Source organism: Streptomyces sp. NPDC047117 (assembly GCF_040643545.1).
Taxonomy (GTDB): domain Bacteria; phylum Actinomycetota; class Actinomycetes; order Streptomycetales; family Streptomycetaceae; genus Streptomyces.
Map to the genome: position 1 here is coordinate 399,913 of NZ_JBEYUN010000007.1, position 21,330 is coordinate 421,242.

A 21,330-nucleotide genomic window follows, 5' to 3' on the forward strand; every position below is an offset into this window, starting at 1 on the left:
GAGGCGCTGGGGCGGAGGCCGCCGCGCGGCTCGTACGGCGCCGAACCGGGCATGTGGGATGTTTGCGGCTTCGGCGATCATGTCTTTAGCGTCGGGTGCCGACAAACCCCCGTCACGAGGACAAAAGTTGATGAAGCAGGGAACCGTCAAGATCATCGGTGCCGCGGCCCTCGGTGCCGCCATCGCCGCCACCGCGGCCGGGACTGCCTCCGCCGCCACCGCGGCCGAGCCGGTCACCGGTGCCGCCAGCGGTGCGCTGCAGAGCGTCACCGGCAAGGCCGCGCCGGCCTCCGACGAAGGCGGCCAGACGAACGCCAAGGGCAACCTCCTCGGCGGCCTGCCGACCGGCGGCGTCACCAAGGCAGTGGGCGGCGGCCTCCCGCTCGGCGGCTGAGACACCGCGTACCAGCGCGCCCCGGCCCGTACGGATGCGTACGGACCGGGGCGCGCCGTGTGCCGGTGGGCGCCGGGCGGGCGGCCGGTGCTCCCGGCCGGCCCGCCGCGGCGCGCGGCTCACCAGGCTTCGCTGTACTTCTTCTCCGACGGGAGGAAGATCCACAGGGCCAGGTAGACCAGGAACTGGGGACCGGGCAGCAGACACGACAGCACGAAAATCACGCGCATCGTCGTCGGTGTCGTGCCGAAGCGCCGGGCCAGACCCGCGCAGACTCCGGCGATCATCCTGTTGTTGCGGGGGCGGACCAGTGCGGCGGCCATGGGGCTCGACTCCTCCGTAGGTTTGCGGGCCGCTTCCGGTGCGACCCGATGCCTCCACGCTAAGTGCGCGAGCCGGACAGTACGTCGGCCTGCCGAGCGATCCCGACCCTGGCGATCGTCGGGGTCCGCCCCCGCCGCGGGTCATCCCGGCGGCGTAGCCGGGCCCTGACCACAGGGACGACGAGCAGGTGCGCCAGCGCGACCCCGAGCGTGTTCAGCAGCACCACGTCGACGTCCGGCACCCGCCCCGGCACCGTGCTCTGGAGCAGTCCGACGGCGAAGGCGATCATCGCGCCCGTGAAGACGGTACGGGTGAAGGAGCCCAGCGCGGAGGCGGTGAGCCGGCCGCCCGCCATCGGGAGCAGTACCCCCAGGGGCGCCATCAGGAGGACCGCGCCGCCCAGCTGGTGCGCGGCCTCCCACGGGCCCAGCGCCAGCGCGCCGCGGATCGTCTCCAGCGGCCGGAGGTTCGCCTCGGGCACCCAGGGCACCGCCCGTGGTCGCAGCGTCAGCGAGTAGACGACCGACAGATGCGCCAGAAGAAGCACGAAGCCCGCGGCGCGCATACGGAAACCGGCCGTCGTGCCGGGGCCATGATGCTGCACACCCGCCCAGACGCCGTGACCGGCGGCGGCGGTTCCGTGCGGGCCGTCACAGCGGTCCGGCGGGTGCCGGGCGGGGGCTCAGCCCTTGTCCGCGGCCGGCTTGCTGCTCCAGGCGGCGTTCCGGGCGGTGTCCGGGTGGCGGAGGACGGCGTCGGAGCAGTCGTAGTGGCGCGGCGCCGCGTCGTCCGGGCCGCCGAGCACCGCGGCCCGCTTCCCGTCCACCGGCATCCGCGTCCCGTACGTGCACACCAGCTGTGCGAGCGCGAACGACGGCAGGTCCTCCGGGCGGGTGTTCAGCCGCAGCGCGTCCTCGGGGTCGCCGTCCCGCGGCCCGGACACCGTCAGGTCCTCCGGCACGGCCGTCTCGAAGCCCGCCAGGGCCTCGCCGGGCGCCGGCTGCTGCCGCAGCTCGGTCAGGAGCGTACGGGCCATCTGGGGCCGGTCCTCGGCCGTACCGGCCTTCGGCAGCGACACGGTCCGCTCCACCGGCACCAGCCCCGAGCTGCACACCAGGTAGATCCGAACCGGCACCCCGACCGGCACCTCCGGCACCCCGGCCGCGTCTTGCGCCTTGCAGCTCACCCGTGAGGGCGCGCCGCCCGCGTCCACCGGTACCGACGTACCGCGGATGCCGCAGCCCGCGACGGTGGCGAGCAGGGCGACGGCTGCGGCGGTCCGCCGGGCCGCCCGGCCCGTGGCCCGCCTCATCGCTCGCCCTCCGCCGCCGGGCCGTCGCCGTCGCTCTCGCCGGTCCGCTGCCGCGGCTCGGCGGTTGCTCCCGGCCCTGAGCCGTTCTCCGCGCCGGGGCCGCCGTCGCCGCCCTCCGCGAGCCGTGAGGCGTCCCTCGGGAGGCGCAGCGTGAAGACCGCGCCGCCCTCCTGGGAATTGGCCGCCGTGATCTCGCCGCCGTGGATGTGCGCGTTCTCCATGGCGATGGAGAGGCCCAGGCCCGAGCCCTCGGACCGGGGGCGGGACGCGCTCGCCTTGTAGAAGCGGTCGAAGACGTGCGGCAGTACTTCTTCGGGGATGCCGGGGCCGTGGTCCCGTACGCGGATGAGCAGCCGGTCGCCGTCCGCGCCGGATTCCGTACGGACGGAGACCCGTACCGGCGAGCCGCCGTGCTTGAGGGCGTTGCCGATGAGGTTCGCGAGGATCACGTCGAGGCGGCGCGGGTCGAGCCGCGCCATGATGCCGCGCTCGGCGTCCAGCTCCACCGCGTCGAGCCAGGCGCGCGCGTCGATGCACGCGGTCACCTGGTCCGCGACGTCCACGTCGTCCAGGACCAGCCGGGCCGTCCCCGCGTCAAAACGGGTGACCTCCATCAGGTTCTCCACCAGGTCGTTCAGCCGCCGGGTCTCGCTGACCACCAGCTGCACCGCGGGCGCGATCATCGGGTCCAGCGCGTCGGCCTCGTCCTCCAGGACCTCCGTCACGGCCGTGATCGCGGTCAGCGGCGTCCGCAGCTCGTGCGACATGTCCGCGACGAACCGCCGCGAGGACGCCTCCCGCGTGCTCAGCTCCTCCACCCGCTGCTGGAGCCGCTCGGCGGTCCGGTTGAAGGTACGGGAGAGATCGGCCAGCTCGTCCGTTCCGGTCACCCGCAGCCGGGTGTCCAGCTTGCCCTCGCCCAGCTCGCGCGCGGCGGTGCCGAGCCGCTGCACCGGGCGCAGCACGGTCGTCGCGGCGGCCTGCGCCAGCAGCGCCGAGCCGACCAGCGCCAGCAGCGTGGCCACGCCCAGCGACCAGGCGAGCGAGTTCAGGTCCTGCCGCTCGGTGGCCAGCGACTTGAGCATGTACCCCGTCGGGCCGCCGCCGTTCAGCCGCGCCCCTGCCACGAAGTACGGGTCGTCCTCGATCTCCTGCCGCTGCCAGTACAGGTGGTACGGCGCCCGGTTCGAGGCGTCCACGGGGCGCCGCTGCTCCACGGCCTTCTGGAGCGTCTTCGGCACGGTCTTCAGGTTCAGCAGGTCAGGGTCGGTGGTGGCGGTGCAGGTCCGGCCCGCGCCGTCCTTGGCGAGCAGCAGTACGTCGTAGTTCTGCGGGCCGGCGGCCATCCGGCGCGCGGCGTCCCGCAGTTCCCCGCAGGCCGGGTGGAGCGGCAGCGACCGCGTACGCTCCGCCAGCTGGGTACGGAAGTCCTTCAGCGCGGCGTTCTGCGTACGGTCCAGCACGGTGTTGCGGTTGAGCCAGTAGGCGATGCCGGAGGCGGAGACCGCCGCGGTCAGCGCCACCAGCGCGAAGACCACCACCAGCCGGAGCCGCAGGCTGGTCCAGCGCAGCAGCCCTGACGCCACGCCGCGCAGCCGGCCCGCGGCCGGTTCGCTCACTGCGGGGTGTCCAGCCGGTAACCGACCCCGCGGACCGTGCGGATCAGCGTCGGCGAGGACGGCACGTCCTCCACCTTGGCCCGCAGCCGCTGCACACAGGCGTCCACCAGGCGCGAGTCGCCGAGGTAGTCGTGCTCCCACACCAGGCGGAGCAGCTGCTGTCTGGACAGCGCCTGACCGGGCCGGCGGCTCAGCTCCAGCAGCAACCGCAGTTCGGTCGGCGTGAGTTGCAGGTCCTCGCCGTTCTTGGTGACGGTCATCGCCGAACGGTCGATGACCAGCGAGCCGAACGTCGCCGAATCGCTCGACTCGCGTTCGCCGCGCCGCAGGACCGCCCGGATCCGGGCGTCCAGCACCCGCCCCTGCACCGGCTTGACGACATAGTCGTCCGCACCGGACTCCAGTCCGACGACCACATCGATGTCGTCGTTGCGTGCGGTCAGCAGGATGATGGGCAGTTGGTCCGTACGGCGGATCCGCCGGCACACCTCGAAACCGTCGATCCCCGGCAGCATCACGTCCAGGACGATCAGGTCGGGGCGCTGCTCACGCAGCAGTTTCAGGCCGTCCTCGCCCGTCGCCGCGGTCACCACACGGTGACCCTGGCGGGACAGCGAGAGTTCGAGGGCCGTGCGGATGGCGTCGTCGTCCTCGATCAGCAACAGGAAAGGCACGTGCGCCATTCTGGCCCATGGCGCGGCCGGACTTCGACCGGCGGCGGCCGTCCGCCCCTCTCCGCACGCGCCCCACCCGCCCCGGCGCACGCCGCGAGCAGGCGCTGTGAACCTCACGCGGCCCCCTGTGACAGGGCTGTGACAGTCGGCGGACAACGCGATGAAACTGCCGCGGCAGAGTTTCTGGCACCGGGTGAGAACGGCCCGGAACCGCAGATGAACGAGCCGGCTCAACCGACGGGGGGCGCGAGATGAACACACTGCACAGCACCGCCAACAGCGCAGTAATCACGCGTCTCCACGATGTCGTGCGGGCCGGGGAGAAGTCCGGTGCCGTGAGCGGGCGGGGGTGCGCTCGCGGCACCGGGCGTCAGCGTCAGGCCGCGTTCTTCGTGACGCCGGTCGAGGCCGTTGACACCGTCGTGGGAACCGCGGCTCCGGCCGCGGACGGGGGGACCGACGGGGGACGCACGTACGGGGAGGCCACGGAGGAGCGGAGCGCCGCGCCGGCGGCGGTGGACAGCGAAGCTGAATTCACCGCCTACGTCCAGGAGCGCCGCGCCTCCCTGTACGCCACCGCCTACCACCTGACCGGCGACCGCCACGAGGCCGAGGACCTGCTGCAGAGCGCGCTGTTCTCGACCTACCGGGCGTGGGACCGGATCAGCGACAAGGGGGCGGTCGGTGGGTACCTGCGCCGCACGATGACCAACCTGCACATCAGTGCCTGGCGTCGGCGGAAGCTGAACGAGTACCCCACCGAGGAACTGCCGGAGACGGCCGGTGACCACGACGCGATGCGCGGCACCGAGCTGCGTGCCGTGCTGTGGCAGGCACTGGTCAAGCTGCCCGAGACGCAGCGCACGATGCTCGTCCTGCGCTACTACGAGGGCCGGACGGACCCGGAGATCGCCGACATACTGAACATCAGCGTCGGCACGGTGAAGTCGAGCATCTGGCGTTCGCTGCGGCGGCTGCGCGAGGACGACGTCCTCAGCTTCGGCCGCGACCAGGAGGAATCCTTCGGCGAGCTGGTGGCCTGAGGGCGGGGACCCACGGGGGAAGCGGTCCGGGGGGACCGCGGTACGGGGGGAACACGGGGGAAACGCAGGGGGGAACGGGGAAGAGGAAGCGGGAACCGGCAGACGGGGGGTCTGCCGATTCCCGCTTCTTCGTGTCTGTTGCGGGTGAACGCGCTGCCGCGTCAGCTCCGTACGGGGTCGGAGGCGCCGGCGCCCGCCGACGCTATGCGGGTCAGCGCCTCGGCCTTCGCGCAGGCGTACGCGCCCAGGGCTGTCTGCCGGGCCACCACCGTCCGCTCGGCGCGCAGCAGCCGCAGCCCCCGGCGCACCAGCACCCCGGCGGGCTTGCGGCCTTCGCGCAGGTCGCGCAGCAGCCGCCGCCGGAAGGTCGTGGCCGGTCTGCCGCGCAGGCACAGCGCGTCGGCCAGCACGCCGGCGGTCCGGCAGGCCGCGACGATCTCCGCGGCGAAGATGCCCTCGGCGATGAACAGCGGCGCGCCCGCCAGTTCCAGCTTCTCCTCGCCGGTCCGGGCGCTGGCGGCGAGGTCGTACACGGGGACGGCCGTGCGGCCCGTACGGCACAGCTCCTCGATCGCGGTGACCGCGGTGGCCGCGTCCCAGGACAGTGGCGAGTCCCAGTCGGTGCCGCCGTCCGGGAGCAGCGGCAGGGAGGCGTCCGTGGCCTCCTTGTAGAAGTCGTCGAGGCGCAGCACGGGCAGGCCGGTGCGGGCGGCGAGGGAGGACTTTCCGGAGCCGGAGGGGCCGGTCAGCAGGATGACGCGGGCGGGCGGCGCGCTGGGGAGAAAGCTCACGGGCACTCATTGTCCCGCATTCGCCCGTGTGAGCTACCCCAGCCGTACAAGGTGGAATGTGGACACATCAGTCAACTACGCTGCGCATCCGACCCATTACAGACAATCGGCTCACCGGTGGCGGTGCGGCGGTCGGCGCCGCCGCGACGGACTCCACAGGCAGGTGCTCATGGCCTCTCACGCACGTCTTCCCCAGCAGAGCCGTACGGCGCGCGGGCTGCTGCGCGCCGGGCTCGCGGTGTCCATGGCGGGCGCCGCACTGGCCACCGGCGCCTCGACCGCCACGGCCGCCGACGGGAAGTCGGATCCCGCGAGCCTGGAGGACATCCGGGCGGCCACCGGCGCCACGGTCGGCGCGCTCCAGCAGGCCACCAGCAGCGGCCTCGGTACGGTCAAGAACCTCCATCTCAACCCCCTCTCCGGCACCGGCAGCGACCCGACGGACAACGCCGTCGGCACCCAGATCGCCGACTTCAAGCCGATCAGCACCGCGGGCCTGACCGCGCCGCTGTCCAGCGGAGCGGCGCTGGGCCAGCTGCCCGTCGTGGGCGCGGTGACGCAGGCCCTGCCCGGGTAGGGCCCCCGGACGTACGACAGGGGCGCCCGCGAGCCGTACGGACGGCCGCGGGCGCCCCTGTGGCGCGTGCTGCGGCGGGCTCAGACGCCCATCGGGTGCCAGACCGTCTTGGTCTCCAGGAAGGCCAGCATGCGGTCCGTGCCGGGGTCGGCGGCCCAGTCCACAGCCTGTGGACGGCGTACGCGCTTGAGGTTGTCGGCGGCCGCCGTCTCCAGCGCGGTCGCCTCCTCCGCGTCGCCCGCCACGCCCGCGAGGTCGATCGCGTTGACGTCCTGGTGCGCGGCCAGCGGGCCGGCGATCTCCGCCGTACGGCCCGAGAGCACGTTCACCACGCCGCCGGGCAGGTCGGAGGTGGCCAGCACCTCGCCCAGCGACAGCGCGGGCAGCGGCGCCTTCTCGCTCGCCACCACCACGACGGTGTTACCGGTGACGATCGCCGGCGCGATCACCGACACCAGCCCCAGGAACGAGGACTCCTGCGGCGCCAGTACGGCCACCACACCGGTCGGCTCGGGCGTGGAGAGGTTGAAGTACGGGCCCGCGACCGGGTTCGCGCCGCCCGCGACCTGCGCGATCTTGTCGGACCACCCGGCGTACCAGACCCAGCGGTCGATCGCCGCGTCCACCTGCGCCGCCGCCTTGGACTTCGACAGTCCCTCGGCGTCGGCGACCTCGGAGACGAACTGCTCCCGGCGGCCCTCCAGCATCTCCGCGATGCGGTAGAGGATCTGCCCGCGGTTGTACGCGGTCGCGCCCGACCAGCCGCCGGCCGCCTTGCGGGCCGCGACGACCGCGTCCCGGGCGTCCTTGCGGGAGGACAGCGGGGCGTTGGCGAGCCACTTGCCCTTGGAGTCCGTCACCTCGTACACCCGCCCGCTCTCGGACCGGGGGAACTTACCCCCGACGTACAGCTTGTAGGTCTTGAAGACGCTCAGCCGATCAGACATTCAGGTACGCCTCCAGACCGTGCCGGCCGCCCTCGCGGCCGAAGCCCGACTCCTTGTAGCCGCCGAACGGGGAGGCCGGGTCGAACTTGTTGAACGTGTTGGACCAGACGACGCCGGCGCGCAGCTTGCCCGCCATCCACAGGCTCCGGGAGCCCTTCTCGGTCCAGATGCCCGCGGACAGGCCGTACGGCGTGTTGTTCGCCTTGGCCACGGCCTCCTCCGGCGTACGGAAGGTCAGCACGGACAGCACCGGGCCGAAGATCTCCTCGCGGGCGATGCGGTGCGCCTGCGTCACGCCGGTGAACAGGGTCGGCGCGAACCAGTACCCCGCGCCGGGCAGTTCGCAGGCCGGCGCCCAGCGCTCGGCGCCCTCGGCCTCGCCCGCCTCGGCCAGCGCCTTGATCCGGGCCAGCTGCTCGGCGGAGTTGATCGCGCCGATGTCGGTGTTCTTGTCCAGCGGGTCGCCGACCCGCAGCGTCTGCATGCGCCGCTTGAGCGCGTCCAGCACCTCGTCCTGGACCGACTCCTGGACCAGCAGCCGGGAGCCCGCGCAGCAGACATGGCCCTGGTTGAAGAAGATGCCGTTGACGATGCCCTCGACGGCCTGGTCGATCGGCGCGTCGTCGAAGACGATGTTCGCGGCCTTGCCGCCCAGCTCCAGGGTGAGCTTCTTGTCCGTGCCCGCGACCGTACGGGCGATGGCCTTGCCGACCTCGGTGGAGCCGGTGAAGGCGACCTTGTTCACGTCCGGGTGCGCGACCAGCTCGGCGCCGGTCGAGCCGTCGCCGGTCAGGATGTTGACGACACCCTTGGGCAGGCCCGCCCGGCGGCAGATGTCCGCGAAGAACAGCGCGGAGAGCGGCGTGGTCTCGGCGGGCTTCAGCACGACCGTGTTGCCGCAGGCCAGCGCCGGGGCGATCTTCCACGCCAGCATCAGCAGCGGGAAGTTCCAGGGGATGACCTGCCCGGCGACGCCGAGCGGCTTCGGGTCCGGCCCGAGGCCCGCGTGGCCGAGCTTGTCCGCCCAGCCCGCGTAGTAGAAGAAGTGCGCGGCGACCAGCGGCAGGTCGGAGTCGCGGGACTCCTTGATCGGCTTGCCGTTGTCCAGCGACTCCAGCACCGCCAGCTCGCGCGAGCGCTCCTGGATCAGCCGCGCGATGCGGAAGAGGTACTTGGCGCGCTCGGCACCGGGCAGCGCCGACCACTTCTCGAACGCCTTGCGGGCGGCCTTCACGGCGCGCTCGACGTCGGCGGTGCCGGCCTGCGCGACCTCGGAGAGGACCTCCTCGTTCGCGGGCGAGACGGTCTTGAAGACCTTGCCGTCGGCCGCCTCGGTGAACTCGCCGTCGATGAACAGCCCGTAACTCGGCGCGATGTCGACGACCGCGCGCGACTCCGGCGCGGGTGCGTACTCGAAAGCCTGCTTTTCCATGGGCATGGGGTCTCAGTCCACCGTCACGTAGTCGGGGCCGGAGTACCGGCCGCTGCTCAGCTTCTGGCGCTGCATCAGCAGGTCGTTGAGGAGGCTGGACGCGCCAAACCGGAACCAGTCCGCGGTCAGCCACGCGTCGCCGAGGGTCTCGTTGACCATGACCAGGTACTTGATCGCGTCCTTGGTCGTGCGGATGCCGCCGGCCGGCTTCACGCCGACCTGCACCCCGAGCTGCGCGTGGAAGTCGCGGACGGCCTCCAGCATCAGCAGGGTCACCGGGGGAGTGGCGTTGACGCCGACCTTGCCGGTGGAGGTCTTGATGAAGTCGGCGCCCGCGAGCATCGCGAGCCAGGAGACCCGGCGCGCGTTGTCGTACGTCTGCAGCTCGCCGGTCTCGAAGATGACCTTCAGGTGCGCGGCGCTGCCGTCCGCGCGGACGCAGGCCTCCTTGACGGCCTTGATCTCCTCGAAGACCTCCAGGTACCGGCCGGAGAGGAACGCGCCCCGGTCGATCACCATGTCGATCTCGTCGGCGCCGGCCGCGACCGCGTCCCGGGTGTCGGCGAGCTTCACCGGCAGCGCGGCGCGGCCGGCGGGGAACGCGGTGGCCACGGAGGCGACATGGATGCCGGAGGCGCCCAGCGCGTCCTTGGCCGTCGCCACCATGTCCGGGTAGACGCAGATCGCGGCGACCTTCGGCACGGTGCGGTCGGTGGGGTCGGGGTTGACGCCCTTGGCGCACAGGGCCCGGACCTTGCCCGGGGTGTCCGCTCCTTCGAGCGTCGTCAGGTCGATCATCGAGACGGCGAGGTCGATGGCGTACGCCTTCGCCGTGTTCTTGATCGAGCGGGTGCCGAGCGCGGCGGCGCGGGCTTGCAGCCCGACGGCGTCGACGCCCGGGAGGCCGTGCAGGAAACGGCGCAGCGCCCGGTCGTCGGCGGTCACGTCCGCCATCGACGCCAGACGGCCCGCGGCTTCCTTGCCGTATGCGGGAACAGTGGTGGGCATGGTCACGAGGGGAGCATATCTACGCGCGTAGCGGTGTGTCACCCCTCCAGGTGGTACCGGGGAATTCCGGGCGGATTCCGCGCCCCCGGGCCGGGCGGCCGGCCATCGATGCCGGACCGCAACGTCCGGATGCCGGACTGTCGGGCACAATCGCCGGTATGACGAGCCCGGACAACTCCTCCAGCCGGCCCGCGCAGACCTACGCGGACCGCACCTACCGGTCGCCCGCGGCCCTGGTCGGCGGCGTCCTGCTGCTCGCGCTCCTCGCCTGGCTGGGCATCGACGCGCTGATCAACGGCACTCCGCGCACCCGCCTGTTGGCGGTCGCCGGGCTGCTCTTCGGCGTGCCGCTGATCATCGCCTACACCCTGCGGCCCGTGGTGCGCGCGAACGCGGAGCGGCTGACCGTACGGAACCCCTTCCGCACCATCACGCTGCCCTGGGCATCGGTCGAGGACCTGCGCGCGTCCTTCTCCTGCGAGGTCTTCGCGGGCGGCAAGAAGTACCAGCTCTGGTCGATCCCGGTCTCGCTGCGCCAGCGCAAGCGCGCCAACCGGATGTCCGCCAAGGCGGCGGGGGCCGCCGCGCGCGGCGCCGAGCCGGTGGAGGTGCGGCGCGCGGCGGCGGACCGCTCGCTGGAAGAGCTGCGCGAGCTGCAGGAACGCAACGCGGTGCGCGAGGAGGCGCAGGGCGCCGTCGCCGTGCGCTGGGCGTACGAGATCCTCGCGCCGCTCGCGGTGGGCGCCGTCGCGCTGGTGGTGCTGTTCGCGCTGTAGCGCGAGAACCGGGGTACGGGGCGGGTGGCGCGCCCGGTAGCCGACCGCGGCGCCGTCGTGGCCGGTCGCGCAGTTCCCCGCGCCCCTGAAGGGGCGGGCCTTGAGGCCCGCCCCCGGGTGTCACAGACCCGCCGCGGCCGACAGGTCGGACTTCACCGCGGCGAGCGCAGCGGCGGCCGTACGGCGTGCCTCCGGGAGCGCCTCCCGGGACGCGACCGGGACGACGGCCTCCAGGTAGCACTTCAGCTTCGGCTCGGTGCCGCTGGGCCGGACGACCACCCGGCCCGCCGCGACCTCGCCGGCCCCGGACAGGGTGTACCGCAGGCCGTCGGTCGGCGGCAGCGAAGCCGAGCCCTGGGACAGGTCCTCGGCCGAGGTCACCGCGAGCCCGCCGAGCGAGGCCGGCGGCTGCTCGCGCAGCCGGCGCATCGCGTCGGAGATGACCGACAGGTCCTCCACCCGCACGGACAGCTGGTCGGTGGCGTGCAGCCCGTGCTCCACGGCCAGGTCGTCCAGCAGGCCGGTCAGCGTGCGCCCGTCCCGCTTGAGCACGGCCGCCAGCTCGGTGATCAGCAGCGCGGCGGTGATGCCGTCCTTGTCCCGCACCCCGGCCGGGTCGACCGCGTACCCCAGCGCCTCCTCGTACGCGTACCGCAGGCCGTCCACCCGGGCCAGCCACTTGAAGCCGGTCAGCGTCTCCGTGTACGGCAGGCCGGCCGCCGCGGCGATCCGGGAGAGCAGCGAGGAGGAGACGATCGTGGTGGCGACGGTGCCCTGCGCGCCCGAGCCCACCACATGGGCGGCCAGCAGCGCGCCGACCTCGTCACCGCGCAGCATCCGCCAGCCCGCGGCGGCCTCCGGGTCCGGTACGGCCACGGCGCAGCGGTCCGCGTCCGGGTCGTTGGCGATGACGATGTCGGGGTCCGCCGTACGGGCCGCCGCGAAGGCCAGGTCCATCGCGCCCGGCTCCTCGGGGTTGGGGAACGCGACGGTCGGGAAGTCCGGGTCCGGCTCGGCCTGCTCGGGCACGACCACCGGCGCCGGGAACCCGGCCCGCTCGAACGCGCCGACGAGCACCTCGCGGCCGACGCCGTGCATCGGCGTGTAGACGACGCGGGTGTCCCGCGGCGAGCCGGCCGTGAGCACCGCCTGCGTGCGCTCCAGGTACGCCGTGAGGACGTCCTCGCCGAGCACGTCCCAGCCGCCCTCCGGGCGCGCCACGTCGGCCAGCGCGCCGACCGCGTCGATCCGGGAGGCGATCTCGCCGTCGGCGGGCGGCACGATCTGCGAGCCGTCGCCGAGGTAGACCTTGTAGCCGTTGTCGCGGGGCGGGTTGTGGCTGGCGGTGACCTCCACGCCGGCCACCGCGCCCAGGTGCCGGATCGCGAAGGCGAGCACGGGGGTGGGCAGCGGACGCGGCAGCAGCGCGGCCTTCAGGCCCGCGCCGGTCATGACGGCGGCGGTGTCCCGGGCGAAGTCGGCGCTCTTGTGGCGCGCGTCGTAGCCGATGACGACCAGGCCGTCGCCCTGACCCTGGTCCTTGAGGTACGCGGCCAGGCCGGCGGCGGCCCGGATGACGACGGCGCGGTTCATCCGCATCGGGCCCGCGCCCAGCTCGCCGCGGAGGCCCGCGGTGCCGAACTGCAGGGTGCCGGCGAACCGGTCCGCCAGCTCGTCGGTGTCCTCGGTCTCGATGAGCTTCGCCAGCTCTTCGCGGGTCTCGGGGTCGGGGTCCTCGGCCAGCCAGGCCTTCGCCCGGCCGGTCAGCTCCGCGGGGACGGTTGCCACGTGATGCTCCTGCCTGTGGGGTGCGTGAGGGGTGCCTGTGGGTGCGGTGCGCGTGCGGTACGGACCGGGCTCGGGTGCGGGGCACGGGAGGCCGTGCCGGGCGCGCACGGCGTCGGCGAACGTGGCGCCGCGCGCACGGTGCCCTACGGACGGACCGGCGTACGCCCTGGTTCCCGCGTACGCCCCGGCTCCTCACCCCTACCCCGCGTCCGGCCCGGACGGCGGGAACCGGCCACCGGCCGGTTCCGTACCGGGCCGCGTCAGATCTTGCTGAGCACCTGGCCGAGCAGGCTGCCCATGCGGGTCGCGGAGTCGCGGCCGGCCTGGAGCACCTCTTCGTGGTTGAGCGGCTCGCCGGTCATGCCCGCGGCGAGGTTGGTCACCAGCGACAGGCCCAGCACCTCGGCACCCGCCTCACGTGCGGCGATGGCCTCCAGGACGGTGGACATGCCGACCAGGTCGGCGCCGAGCGTACGGATCATCCGGATCTCGGCGGGGGTCTCGTAGTGCGGCCCGGGGAACTGGGCGTAGACGCCCTCCTCCAGGGTCGGGTCGACCTCCTTGCACAGCGCGCGCAGCCGCGGCGAGTACAGGTCGGTCAGGTCGACGAAGTTCGCGCCGACGATGGGGGAGGTGGCGGTGAGGTTCAGGTGGTCGCTGATGAGGACCGGCTGGCCGGGACGCATGCCCTCGCGCAGACCGCCGCACCCGTTGGTGAGCACGACCGTCTTGCAGCCGGCGGCCACGGCGGTACGGACGCCGTGGGAGACGGCCGCCACTCCGCGGCCCTCGTAGTAATGCGTCCGGCCGAGGAAGACCAGTGCGCGCTTGTCGCCGATGAGGTACGAGCGGACCTTGCCGCCGTGCCCCTCCACCGCCGGGGGCGGGAAGCCCGGCAGCTCGGTGACGAGGAATTCGTGCTCGGGCTCGCCCAGCGCCTCGGCGGCCGGAGCCCAGCCGGAGCCCATGACCAGGGCAACGTCGTGGGTCTCGGCGCCGGTCAGCTCGCGCAGGCGGTCGGCGGCGTCGGTGGCGGCGGTACGGGGGTCGCTCGCCAGGTCCGGGGTAACAGATGCGTTCACGCGGACGAGGGTAGCCGGTAATCGCCTACGCGCGTAGATGTGTCTCATCACGGACGTGCGACGGTGCGTTTCGTCTTTTCCTACGAACCGGCGGCGGCGAGCCCGCGCCGCCGGGCCCCGCGCGCCCTCAGCAGGGCCGTTTCCGCAGCTCCATCACATAGTCGTGCGGAGCACCCGCCGACTCGGCCGCGTCCGCGATCTCGCCGAGGTACCGGGCGGAGGGCAGCCCGCCCTCGTAGCCGTTCAGGACGTACAGCCAGGCCGCCTCGTCGCCGTCCAGCGTGTGCACCCTGACCCGCATCCGGCGGTATATGTCCATGCCGACGCCCTCCCACCGGTCCATCGACTCCTCGTCCATCGGAGCGATGTCGTACAGCGCGACGAAGACCTGGGAACGCGGTGCCTCCACCAGCGTGGCGAGCGCCCCCTCCCAGCCCATCTGCTCCCCGCCGAACGTGAGCCGCCAGCCGTTCAGCCAGCCGGTGCCGCGCAGTGGTGAGTGGGGGGCGCGGCGGGACATCAGCCGCGCGTCGAGGTTGCCGGCGTAGGCGGCGTAGAGCGACATGGATCAGAGGGTACGGGAGGGCGGGCCGGGTCCCGTGGATCCACCGGGGCCACCGCGTCCGGCCTGCGCTCCCGCGGACGGCGGGTCCGTACGGCGGCCCCCGCGCTGAACGCGGGAGGCACGTGCGGGACAATGAGTACGTACTGCATCTCCCGGGGGGCGACCCCCGGGACCCCCGGCCGGAACCGCGCCGGTTGGGCCGGAATACGAGAGCGCGAGGCGTAATCCCTTGACCCGGATCGTGATCATCGGTGGCGGACCTGGCGGCTACGAGGCGGCGCTGGTGGGCGCCCAGCTCGGCGCGGAGGTGACCGTCGTCGACTGCGACGGCCTCGGCGGCGCATCGGTGCTCACCGACTGCGTCCCCTCGAAGACTCTCATCGCGACGGCCGAAGTGATGACCACCTTCGACTCGTCGTACGAAGAACTCGGCATCATCGTCGAGGACGACACCCCGCACATCGACCGCCCCGCGCGCGTCGTCGGCGTGGACCTCGGCAAGGTCAACCGCCGTGTGAAGCGCCTCGCGCTCGCCCAGTCCCACGACATCACCGCCTCCGTCACCCGCGCCGGCGGCCGGGTCATGCGCGGCCGCGGCCGGCTGGAGCCGGGCCAGGCCGTGGACGGCTCCCGCCAGGTCACCGTCACCGCCGCCGACGGCAGCGAGGAGACGCTGACCGCCGACGCCGTACTGGTCGCCACCGGCGCGCACCCCCGCGAGATCCCCGACGCGCAGCCCGACGGCGAGCGCATCCTGAACTGGACGCAGGTATACGACCTGGACGAGCTCCCCGAGGAGCTCATCGTGGTCGGCTCCGGTGTCACCGGTGCCGAGTTCGCCGGCGCCTACCAGGCCCTCGGCTCCCGCGTCACCCTCGTCTCCTCCCGCGACCGCGTGCTCCCGGGCGAGGACCCGGACGCCGCCGCCGTCCTGGAGGACGTCTTCCGCCGCCGCGGCATGAACGTCATGTCCCGCTCCCGCGCCGCCTCCGCCAAGCGCGTCGGCGACCGCGTCGAGGTGACCCTCTCGGACGGCCGTACGATCACCGGCACGCACTGCCTGATGGCCGTCGGCTCGATCCCGAACACCGAGGGCGTCGGCCTGGAAGAGGCCGGCGTCAAGCTCAAGGACTCCGGCCACATCTGGACCGACAAGGTCTCCCGCACCTCGGCCCCCGGCGTGTACGCGGCCGGCGACTGCACCGGCGTCTTCGCGCTCGCCTCGGTCGCGGCCATGCAGGGCCGGATCGCGATGTACCACTTCCTCGGCGACGCGGTGGCCCCGCTGAACCTGAAGACCGTCTCCGCGAACGTCTTCACCGACCCGGAGATCGCCACTGTCGGTTACAGCCAGGCCGACGTCGACAACGGCAAGATTGACGCCCGCGTCGTGAAACTGCCCCTGCTGCGCAACCCGCGTGCAAAGATGCAGGGCATCCGCGACGGCTTCGTCAAGCTGTTCTGCCGCCCCGGCACGGGCATCGTCGTGGGCGGTGTGGTCGTATCACCGCGCGCGAGCGAGCTCATTCATCCGATATCGATCGCGGTGGACAACAACCTGACGGTGGAGCAGATCGCCAGCGCCTTCACCGTCTACCCCTCGCTCTCCGGCTCGATAGCCGAGGTCGCGCGGCAACTGCACACCCGCAAGTCCGCCGGGGAGTGAGCCAAGCGGGGCCCGTGCCCGGTGCCGGGCCCCGCATCTCTTCCCGATCGCTCAGTCGTCCTCCGCCACTACGTACAGGTGCAGCGATTTGGACAGCGCATCGACCCCTGTCATGGCTTCCTGCCAGACGCTGTCCTTGAGTGACTGGTAGGTCGGCTCCATCTCCTCGCGGTAGTCATCGAACGCTGCTCGCGCGGCAGCGATGCCGTGGCGCACGCGCTGCTCCGCTTGGTCGCCCTTCGTCGTGCTGGTGTCCGTGGGCTTCATCAGCACGCGTTGGCGCAGCCAGTCGTTGTTGTGGTGCGGAGTGTTGGGCAGCTCGGCATCAGAGAGGAATGTGCCGTTCTCGTCGATGCGGGGGAACGCCTCACGGCGTCGGGAGGCCCGCACGACTGCCATGAGCTGACGGATCCCCCAGTCGTTAGTGATCATCTTGTCGATGACTGTCGATGCGTGGCCTCGGTACGCCGCGGAACCGCGGTCGACGCCCAGACCGCCCAGAGCCAGCAGGGGTACGACGGCCCGGGCGATCACCTCGTCGCAGCGCGGGCCGTTAGCTCCGTCTGCCACCTCCGCCAGCGCTTCCTGCTCCAGCTGATCGAGATCTGTGTCGGTGGGCCGGGACGGCAGGTCCCAGTCCTGGCCGGCCCGTCCCCACAGTGCATTGACGGCAGCGTTGCGCGCGCGTTCCAGCAGCTGCTGGTCCTGGCTGGAAAAGGAGCGGAGGGCCAGTTCGATGGCGTACGGAGACCGGCTCTTCGGTGAGAACGCCTTGGAGCCGAGTACTTCATTGATCACCTTGCGGCGGGCACGGTCGGGCGTCGTCATCAGCCGGATCAGCCAGGCGCACCGCTCGTCCTGGTGCACGCTGTAGCCCAGCTTCTGCGCGACGGCAGTGAGGTCCTCGCGGCCGAGGGCGAAGACCAGTTCGTCGGCGCTGATCAGCCCGTAGTCGGCCAGCGTGTTCACGGCGCGCTCTGCCAGCAAGGTCTTTTGCGCCTCGGCGGAGAAGGCCTTTGGCTCGATGTTCTGGGCGCCCAGTGCAAGATTGAGGGTGCTGACGTAGCTCGGCTTGCCGGTGCGCTGCTGAGTGGAGGCTTGTTCGGACCAGCTCCAGCCGACGATCAGATCGGCCTCGGCGGTGAGGGCGTTGACCTTTGCTTCGGCCGCGACCAGGTCGGTCAGGCGAAGCCGCTCGTCGTCCGCCAGGTCCGTGGCATCTTTGGCGAGCCCCCGGACCAGCTTGGCGAGCCAGCGGCGCTGCTCTGCCGGATCCATACCGAGGATGGCGGACTCGCTGAGACCGAGGATCCGGTGGGCCGACGCGGTTCTCGACGAGCCGTCCACCACACCCACCGCCTGCCGGGGCGTGCCGTCGGAGAACCGGTATTCGACGTGACCGGCGAGCAGGGGCATGAGTACCCCGTTGGCTCCGATGTCGTCCACCCAGCTGTTGTTCCTGCGGACGAAGTCGGCATTGGCGTCCAGCGCGCCGGCGACAGCGGCCCGGGTTCCCCGGTAGATCAGGGACGGCACATCCGCAGGGGATTCCGGTGCCGGGAGCGCCAGGCGGGCCGATCCTCTCGCCCCCACCTCGGGATCCGACAGGTACGTCTGCCCGACAACGAACCGGCCATTGGTCGCGTCGACAAGCAGGAACGGTGTCCACACAGTGGTGCGCAGCAGGTGCAGGACACGGTTCCCACGGACCCGCTGCGGCCTAATTTGAGCCGGCCGGACGCCGCGCGGATCGACCACCGTGGCCAGCAGCTCCCCGGCGGTCTCCTCGTCGTGCCCGATCTGGACGCCATCGGCCTGTACGAGCCGCTCGGCGGCGGCATCGACCGACCGGCGGTCCCGCACCGTGAGCTGTGCGATGCGGTCCCGCAGTACCTCGATGCGGTCTCGATAGTCGGCTTCCGGGATGCTGTGTTCTATTTCCATTTCACTCATGTGTGGCTGACCTCCTGCTTGACCGGGTTATCCATGACGGGCAGAGTGGAGTGGGCTGGGCCCAGGAGGGCTCGGCAAGTGGGGCCAGGTGATCCGCCGGACGACGGAAGCCTGGCCTTCGCGCTTTCACGGAGCGGCGGGACCGTGGGCAGCAGCGCACTGGCCGCAGGTCAGCACCGTCGTCTTGGTATTGGCGCGGAGTTCGCTCCAGTACCGCAGATCGCCGTCCAGCGCTGCTCCGAAGGCCCCCAGCACAATGTCGGCGGTCCAGAGCGCGTGCTCGGTCGCACCGGCCGCGTGGTCCACACGGATGGTGGGCGGCAGGACACCCGAGCCGCGCATGCCAGCCAGCCCGGCGATGTCCCGCCGGTCCAGCTCCGGCCCCCGGGACTCGAAAAGAACCCGTGTCACCCCCCGCTCGCCCAGCGCGGCCAGCAGGGTCTGCATCGCCTTGCGGCGGGCGCGCTCCTGCCGCCTGTGCTCCATCGCGCACCAGGTGGCGATGAGTACCTCCGGCCCGATCGACGCGGTACGGCTGACCAGCAGCGGCCGTCGGCGCTCACCCTCGTCGCGCCAGTGCAGCTTCCGCTGCCCGCTGAGCCGCAGGGAACTCATCTCCTCCCGAACTGCCGGCACCATGGCCAACGGCAGGAGGATGGCGGACAGCAGGTAGATGCCGTCTCCCTGCGCACGACGGCGCAGCGATTCGTCGCAGAATGCCGTCAATGTCCATGCGTCAGGGCTGACGGGCCGTAAGGGCTTCAACGCTCGACCTCCTCGGAGCCTCTCGGCTCAACGCAGGAAGTCGGTGTGCCCGGAAATCTCCGGGCTGGGGACTGCCCTGCACTCCGTCATGCGAGAGCGCGCGGCGCTCGCACGTTCCAGTGGCAGACTCCGATCGCCGGTACTCACCTGGGAGGGCACCCCTCGGTGGAGCCATGAAGCTTCAGACGAAGGATGTTCGCAGGGCGGTTCTCCGGTGGCAGCGGCTGTACGGACGGAGTCCCGCGCTGCGACCGGATCTCCTGAGTCCTGGTGGAGCGGAGATCTGTGTTTCACGTGTTGACCGGGGAGCGTACGGTGCGAAAACCGTTCCTGCAACAAAAAGATGATGTACGGTCAGTTTTTCGCCACTCGTCGAGGTGACGACCGGTCATGCGTCCGGCCAGAGCGCCTTTGGCCGGCCTCCGGCCGCCAAGTAGGCCGTAGGGCAGAGCGTGTGCGTAGCGGGGTGTCTCCCGCGTCGGCTCCCGTCGGAGGCGACCCGAGGATTTGGCAGGTGGGTTGCCGCCTCAGTACCTATGCTCGCTATCTCGACCCCCGTGGGCGAGGTCGGGGTGGTGAGGTTCGGGCGGGTTCGCACGAACGACCGCCCTATATCACTCGCGGGTGTCGGAGACGAACAACTTCCGATAATTGGTGCAACCTGCTGAAAACAGACGGTCGTTGGCGTTACTGTCAGTTTCGTGTTCGCTGCAGAACGTCGCCAATTGATCCTTGAAATGGTGCGAGCGAACGGAGCGGTTTCGCTCCGTGAGCTCGCCCGCGTCGTCCAGACCTCAGAAGTGACCGTACGGCGGGACGTGCGGGCACTGGAGGCGGAAGGACTGCTCGACCGCCGGCACGGCGGTGCGGTGCTGCCGGGTGGCTTCACCCGCGAATCCGGCTTCCCGCAGAAATCCCATCTAGCAACCGCGGAGAAGACGGCCATCGCCGATCTCGCCGCGAGCTTCGTCGAAGAGGGCGAGGCCATTGTCGTCGGCGCGGGGACGACCACACAGGAGCTGGCCCGCCGGCTCGCCCGGGTCCCGGGGCTGACCGTCGTGACCAACTCCCTGTTGGTCGCCCAGGCCCTGGCGCACGCCAACCGCGTCGAGGTCGTCATGACCGGCGGCACGCTCCGGGGCTCCAACTACGCGCTCGTCGGCAGCGGTGCCGAGCAGTCCCTCCAGGGGCTGCGGGTGTCCCGTGCCTTCCTGTCGGGCAGCGGTCTGACCGCCGAGCGCGGACTCTCCACCTCCAACATGCTCTCCGCCAGCGTCGACCGGGCGCTGGTGCAGGCGGCGGCGGAGGTGGTGGTCCTCGCCGACCACACCAAACTCGGTACGGACACCATGTTCCAGACGGTGCCGACCGACGTCATCACACGCCTGGTGACGGACGAACCGCCCGGCCACGACGACCGTGCCGCGACCGAACTGCAGGCCCTGGCCGACCAGGGCGTGCAGATCACGGTCGCCGGCGGGGCCGCGGCGGCGGCCGCCCAGGGCCAGGGGAGTGCGGAAGGTACCCCGGCGGCGGACCGCCGGGGTCCGAGAAGGGAGGTACCACTGCCGGGACAACGGCGCAGCCATTCCCCCACCGGCGCCGGGCCGCAGCTGCGCTCGGCCGCGCTCGCACCTGATCCGCAGTCGGGCCGGGTCGCCGACCTGGCGCCACGACGGCGCTGAGCGCTGAGAACCGCGGGGTCTCAGCCGCTCGGCACGTGCTTCCGTACGACTACGTCGCTCACCGGCCGGCCTTCAGGCCGGTCAGGGTGAGTGTCAGCAGCCGGTCGGCCAGTTCCGGGTCGTCCGGCGACTCCTCCGCGGCCAGCGCGATGCCGTTGGTCAGCTGCATCAGGTCCCGGATGTCCACATCGGGACGTACGGCACCGGACTGCTGGGCCCGGGTGAGCAGTACGCCGCCCGCCTCGCGCATCGGCCGGCTGCATCTGGCCAGCCCGGAGCTCTCGTCGGCCGGCGCCGCCATCAGCGCGCGCGACAGCCCGCGGTAGGTGCTGGCGTGCGTGATGATCGCGCGCAGCCACTCCACCAGCGCGGCACAGGGCTGCGGCGCGTCGCCCAGCTCCCGTGCGCGGGCCAGCAGGGCCTCCACCTCGCACTGGAACACGGCGCCCATCAGCGCGGTCCGGTCCGGGAAGTGGCGGTAGAGCGTGCCGATGCCGACACCGGCCCGGCGCGCGATGTCCTCCAGCGAGGTGTCCGTGCCGCGCTCGGTGAAGGCCGTCCGGGCCTCCGCCAGCAGCCGCTCGTAGTTCCGGCGCGCGTCGGCCCGCATGGGGCGTGCGGAATCGGTGTGCGCCGTCTCGGTGGCCATCGCCGTCCTTCCTGTACCTGCCCTTCCGTAGGCAGGACTCGCCTCAACGGTATCGGGTGACCGAACAGCCGGCCCGGTCCGTGGCCGAAGCCCGTACGACCGAGGGGCGCCCGGCTCGGTCGGCCGGGCGCCCCTCGGTCAGCTGCGTACGGGCGACGCCGTGGTCGCTCCCCCGCCCCTCCGGATCAGTCCTTGATTTCGCAGATGACGGCGCCGGCGGTGAGGGAGGCGCCGACCTCGGCGGTCAGGCCCTTGACGGTGCCGGAGCGGTGGGCGTTGA

At 72.0% G+C, this 21,330-nt stretch carries 21 protein-coding genes; 6 read left to right on the plus strand and 15 right to left on the minus strand.

What is annotated here, in order from left to right:
- Positions 1 to 130: 130 nt before the first annotated feature.
- A complete protein-coding gene (locus ABZ840_RS16660; protein WP_361559815.1) occupies positions 131 to 394 on the plus strand; it encodes a hypothetical protein in 264 nt (87 codons plus the stop codon).
- A gap of 119 nt (positions 395 to 513) precedes the next feature.
- Here the strand turns inward: ABZ840_RS16660 and ABZ840_RS16665 are convergent, their stop codons facing one another.
- The 5 genes from ABZ840_RS16665 to afsQ1 form a co-directional block, all read right to left on the minus strand.
- Positions 514 to 717 carry a PspC domain-containing protein gene (locus ABZ840_RS16665; RefSeq protein WP_361559818.1) on the minus strand — a complete coding sequence of 68 codons (204 nt, stop codon included), beginning with the start codon at positions 715 to 717 and terminating at the stop codon, positions 514 to 516.
- A gap of 59 nt (positions 718 to 776) precedes the next feature.
- The gene (locus ABZ840_RS16670; protein ID WP_361559952.1) at positions 777 to 1,283 is read right to left on the minus strand and encodes a VanZ family protein; all 507 of its coding nucleotides are present in this window, start codon (positions 1,281 to 1,283) and stop codon (positions 777 to 779) included.
- A 117-nt stretch (positions 1,284 to 1,400) separates the two neighbouring features.
- On the minus strand, positions 1,401 to 2,030 hold the full coding sequence (locus tag ABZ840_RS16675) for a hypothetical protein (RefSeq protein ID WP_361559821.1): 630 nt from the start codon (positions 2,028 to 2,030) through the stop codon (positions 1,401 to 1,403).
- Entirely contained in the window at positions 2,027 to 3,649 is a 1,623-nt protein-coding gene (locus ABZ840_RS16680) for a HAMP domain-containing sensor histidine kinase (RefSeq protein ID WP_361559824.1), read from the minus strand. The genes ABZ840_RS16675 and ABZ840_RS16680 overlap by 4 nt, the downstream gene beginning before the upstream one ends.
- Positions 3,646 to 4,323, minus strand: coding sequence for a two-component system response regulator AfsQ1 (gene afsQ1 / locus ABZ840_RS16685; protein WP_131124765.1), 678 nt, complete (start codon positions 4,321 to 4,323; stop codon positions 3,646 to 3,648). Before afsQ1 ends, ABZ840_RS16680 begins: the two co-directional genes overlap by 4 nt.
- 251 nt (positions 4,324 to 4,574) lie before the next feature.
- Here afsQ1 and ABZ840_RS16690 point away from each other — a divergent pair, with 251 nt between their 5' ends.
- Positions 4,575 to 5,366, plus strand: a complete 792-nt coding sequence (locus ABZ840_RS16690; protein WP_361559828.1) for a SigE family RNA polymerase sigma factor — start codon at positions 4,575 to 4,577, stop codon at positions 5,364 to 5,366.
- Positions 5,367 to 5,527: 161 nt separating this feature from the next.
- Here ABZ840_RS16690 and ABZ840_RS16695 read toward each other — a convergent pair whose 3' ends face one another.
- Positions 5,528 to 6,157 (minus strand): ATP-binding protein, encoded by a 630-nt coding sequence (locus tag ABZ840_RS16695; RefSeq protein WP_361559831.1) that lies wholly within the window; start codon positions 6,155 to 6,157, stop codon positions 5,528 to 5,530.
- Between the two features lie 169 nt (positions 6,158 to 6,326).
- On the opposite strand from ABZ840_RS16695, the gene ABZ840_RS16700 reads away from it, so the two are divergent.
- Complete coding sequence (locus ABZ840_RS16700; protein ID WP_361559834.1) at positions 6,327 to 6,734, plus strand: hypothetical protein; 408 nt, start codon at positions 6,327 to 6,329, stop codon at positions 6,732 to 6,734.
- Between the two features lie 80 nt (positions 6,735 to 6,814).
- On the opposite strand, the gene ABZ840_RS16705 is transcribed toward ABZ840_RS16700, so the two are convergent.
- Genes ABZ840_RS16705 through deoC form a run of 3 tightly spaced genes read right to left on the minus strand, consistent with a single transcriptional unit; the run spans position 6,815 to position 10,121 of the window.
- Complete coding sequence (locus tag ABZ840_RS16705) at positions 6,815 to 7,681, minus strand: aldehyde dehydrogenase family protein (RefSeq protein ID WP_361559837.1); 867 nt, start codon at positions 7,679 to 7,681, stop codon at positions 6,815 to 6,817.
- Positions 7,674 to 9,113 (minus strand): aldehyde dehydrogenase family protein, encoded by a 1,440-nt coding sequence (locus ABZ840_RS16710; RefSeq protein ID WP_361559840.1) that lies wholly within the window; start codon positions 9,111 to 9,113, stop codon positions 7,674 to 7,676. Before ABZ840_RS16710 ends, ABZ840_RS16705 begins: the two co-directional genes overlap by 8 nt.
- Before the next feature lie 12 nt (positions 9,114 to 9,125).
- Complete coding sequence (gene deoC / locus ABZ840_RS16715) at positions 9,126 to 10,121, minus strand: deoxyribose-phosphate aldolase (RefSeq protein ID WP_361559955.1); 996 nt, start codon at positions 10,119 to 10,121, stop codon at positions 9,126 to 9,128.
- Positions 10,122 to 10,279: 158 nt separating this feature from the next.
- Between deoC and ABZ840_RS16720 the strand changes: the two genes are divergently transcribed.
- The gene (locus ABZ840_RS16720) at positions 10,280 to 10,897 is read left to right on the plus strand and encodes a PH domain-containing protein (protein WP_361559843.1); all 618 of its coding nucleotides are present in this window, start codon (positions 10,280 to 10,282) and stop codon (positions 10,895 to 10,897) included.
- Between the two features lie 120 nt (positions 10,898 to 11,017).
- Here ABZ840_RS16720 and ABZ840_RS16725 read toward each other — a convergent pair whose 3' ends face one another.
- The 3 genes from ABZ840_RS16725 to ABZ840_RS16735 all read right to left on the minus strand — a co-directional run bounded on the left by ABZ840_RS16725 (position 11,018) and on the right by ABZ840_RS16735 (position 14,332).
- The gene (locus tag ABZ840_RS16725) at positions 11,018 to 12,685 is read right to left on the minus strand and encodes a phospho-sugar mutase (RefSeq protein ID WP_361559846.1); all 1,668 of its coding nucleotides are present in this window, start codon (positions 12,683 to 12,685) and stop codon (positions 11,018 to 11,020) included.
- A gap of 260 nt (positions 12,686 to 12,945) precedes the next feature.
- Complete coding sequence (locus ABZ840_RS16730) at positions 12,946 to 13,767, minus strand: purine-nucleoside phosphorylase (protein ID WP_361559849.1); 822 nt, start codon at positions 13,765 to 13,767, stop codon at positions 12,946 to 12,948.
- A gap of 127 nt (positions 13,768 to 13,894) precedes the next feature.
- Positions 13,895 to 14,332 (minus strand): gamma-glutamylcyclotransferase, encoded by a 438-nt coding sequence (locus ABZ840_RS16735; RefSeq protein ID WP_030254019.1) that lies wholly within the window; start codon positions 14,330 to 14,332, stop codon positions 13,895 to 13,897.
- A 229-nt stretch (positions 14,333 to 14,561) separates the two neighbouring features.
- Here ABZ840_RS16735 and ABZ840_RS16740 point away from each other — a divergent pair, with 229 nt between their 5' ends.
- Entirely contained in the window at positions 14,562 to 15,998 is a 1,437-nt protein-coding gene (locus tag ABZ840_RS16740; protein ID WP_361559852.1) for an NAD(P)H-quinone dehydrogenase, read from the plus strand.
- Positions 15,999 to 16,049: 51 nt separating this feature from the next.
- Here the strand turns inward: ABZ840_RS16740 and ABZ840_RS16745 are convergent, their stop codons facing one another.
- Together ABZ840_RS16745 and ABZ840_RS16750 are read right to left on the minus strand one after the other, a co-directional pair.
- Positions 16,050 to 17,951: a hypothetical protein gene (locus tag ABZ840_RS16745; RefSeq protein ID WP_361559855.1), complete on the minus strand. Its 1,902-nt coding sequence runs from the start codon at positions 17,949 to 17,951 to the stop codon at positions 16,050 to 16,052.
- A 126-nt stretch (positions 17,952 to 18,077) separates the two neighbouring features.
- Positions 18,078 to 18,677 carry a hypothetical protein gene (locus ABZ840_RS16750; protein WP_361559858.1) on the minus strand — a complete coding sequence of 200 codons (600 nt, stop codon included), beginning with the start codon at positions 18,675 to 18,677 and terminating at the stop codon, positions 18,078 to 18,080.
- Positions 18,678 to 19,417: 740 nt separating this feature from the next.
- Between ABZ840_RS16750 and ABZ840_RS16755 the strand changes: the two genes are divergently transcribed.
- Complete coding sequence (locus tag ABZ840_RS16755) at positions 19,418 to 20,401, plus strand: DeoR/GlpR family DNA-binding transcription regulator (RefSeq protein WP_361559861.1); 984 nt, start codon at positions 19,418 to 19,420, stop codon at positions 20,399 to 20,401.
- Between the two features lie 58 nt (positions 20,402 to 20,459).
- Here ABZ840_RS16755 and ABZ840_RS16760 read toward each other — a convergent pair whose 3' ends face one another.
- Positions 20,460 to 21,050 carry a helix-turn-helix domain-containing protein gene (locus ABZ840_RS16760; RefSeq protein ID WP_361559864.1) on the minus strand — a complete coding sequence of 197 codons (591 nt, stop codon included), beginning with the start codon at positions 21,048 to 21,050 and terminating at the stop codon, positions 20,460 to 20,462.
- Between the last annotated feature and the right edge of the window lie 280 nt (positions 21,051 to 21,330).

What these genes read in the sequence shown, in the direction of transcription:
- ABZ840_RS16705 (WP_361559837.1), bottom strand. Translation starts at nt 7,681, where the DNA reads ATGTCTGATCGGCTGAGCGTCTTCAAGACCTACAAGCTGTACGTCGGG.
- ABZ840_RS16745 (WP_361559855.1), bottom strand. Translation starts at nt 17,951, where the DNA reads ATGAGTGAAATGGAAATAGAACACAGCATCCCGGAAGCCGACTATCGA.
- ABZ840_RS16720 (WP_361559843.1), top strand. Translation starts at nt 10,280, where the DNA reads ATGACGAGCCCGGACAACTCCTCCAGCCGGCCCGCGCAGACCTACGCG.
- ABZ840_RS16675 (WP_361559821.1), bottom strand. Translation starts at nt 2,030, where the DNA reads ATGAGGCGGGCCACGGGCCGGGCGGCCCGGCGGACCGCCGCAGCCGTC.
- ABZ840_RS16700 (WP_361559834.1), top strand. Translation starts at nt 6,327, where the DNA reads ATGGCCTCTCACGCACGTCTTCCCCAGCAGAGCCGTACGGCGCGCGGG.
- ABZ840_RS16670 (WP_361559952.1), bottom strand. Translation starts at nt 1,283, where the DNA reads ATGCGCGCCGCGGGCTTCGTGCTTCTTCTGGCGCATCTGTCGGTCGTC.
- ABZ840_RS16660 (WP_361559815.1), top strand. Translation starts at nt 131, where the DNA reads ATGAAGCAGGGAACCGTCAAGATCATCGGTGCCGCGGCCCTCGGTGCC.
- ABZ840_RS16665 (WP_361559818.1), bottom strand. Translation starts at nt 717, where the DNA reads ATGGCCGCCGCACTGGTCCGCCCCCGCAACAACAGGATGATCGCCGGA.
- ABZ840_RS16710 (WP_361559840.1), bottom strand. Translation starts at nt 9,113, where the DNA reads ATGGAAAAGCAGGCTTTCGAGTACGCACCCGCGCCGGAGTCGCGCGCG.
- ABZ840_RS16735 (WP_030254019.1), bottom strand. Translation starts at nt 14,332, where the DNA reads ATGTCGCTCTACGCCGCCTACGCCGGCAACCTCGACGCGCGGCTGATG.
- ABZ840_RS16760 (WP_361559864.1), bottom strand. Translation starts at nt 21,050, where the DNA reads ATGGCCACCGAGACGGCGCACACCGATTCCGCACGCCCCATGCGGGCC.
- deoC (WP_361559955.1), bottom strand. Translation starts at nt 10,121, where the DNA reads ATGCCCACCACTGTTCCCGCATACGGCAAGGAAGCCGCGGGCCGTCTG.
- ABZ840_RS16690 (WP_361559828.1), top strand. Translation starts at nt 4,575, where the DNA reads ATGAACACACTGCACAGCACCGCCAACAGCGCAGTAATCACGCGTCTC.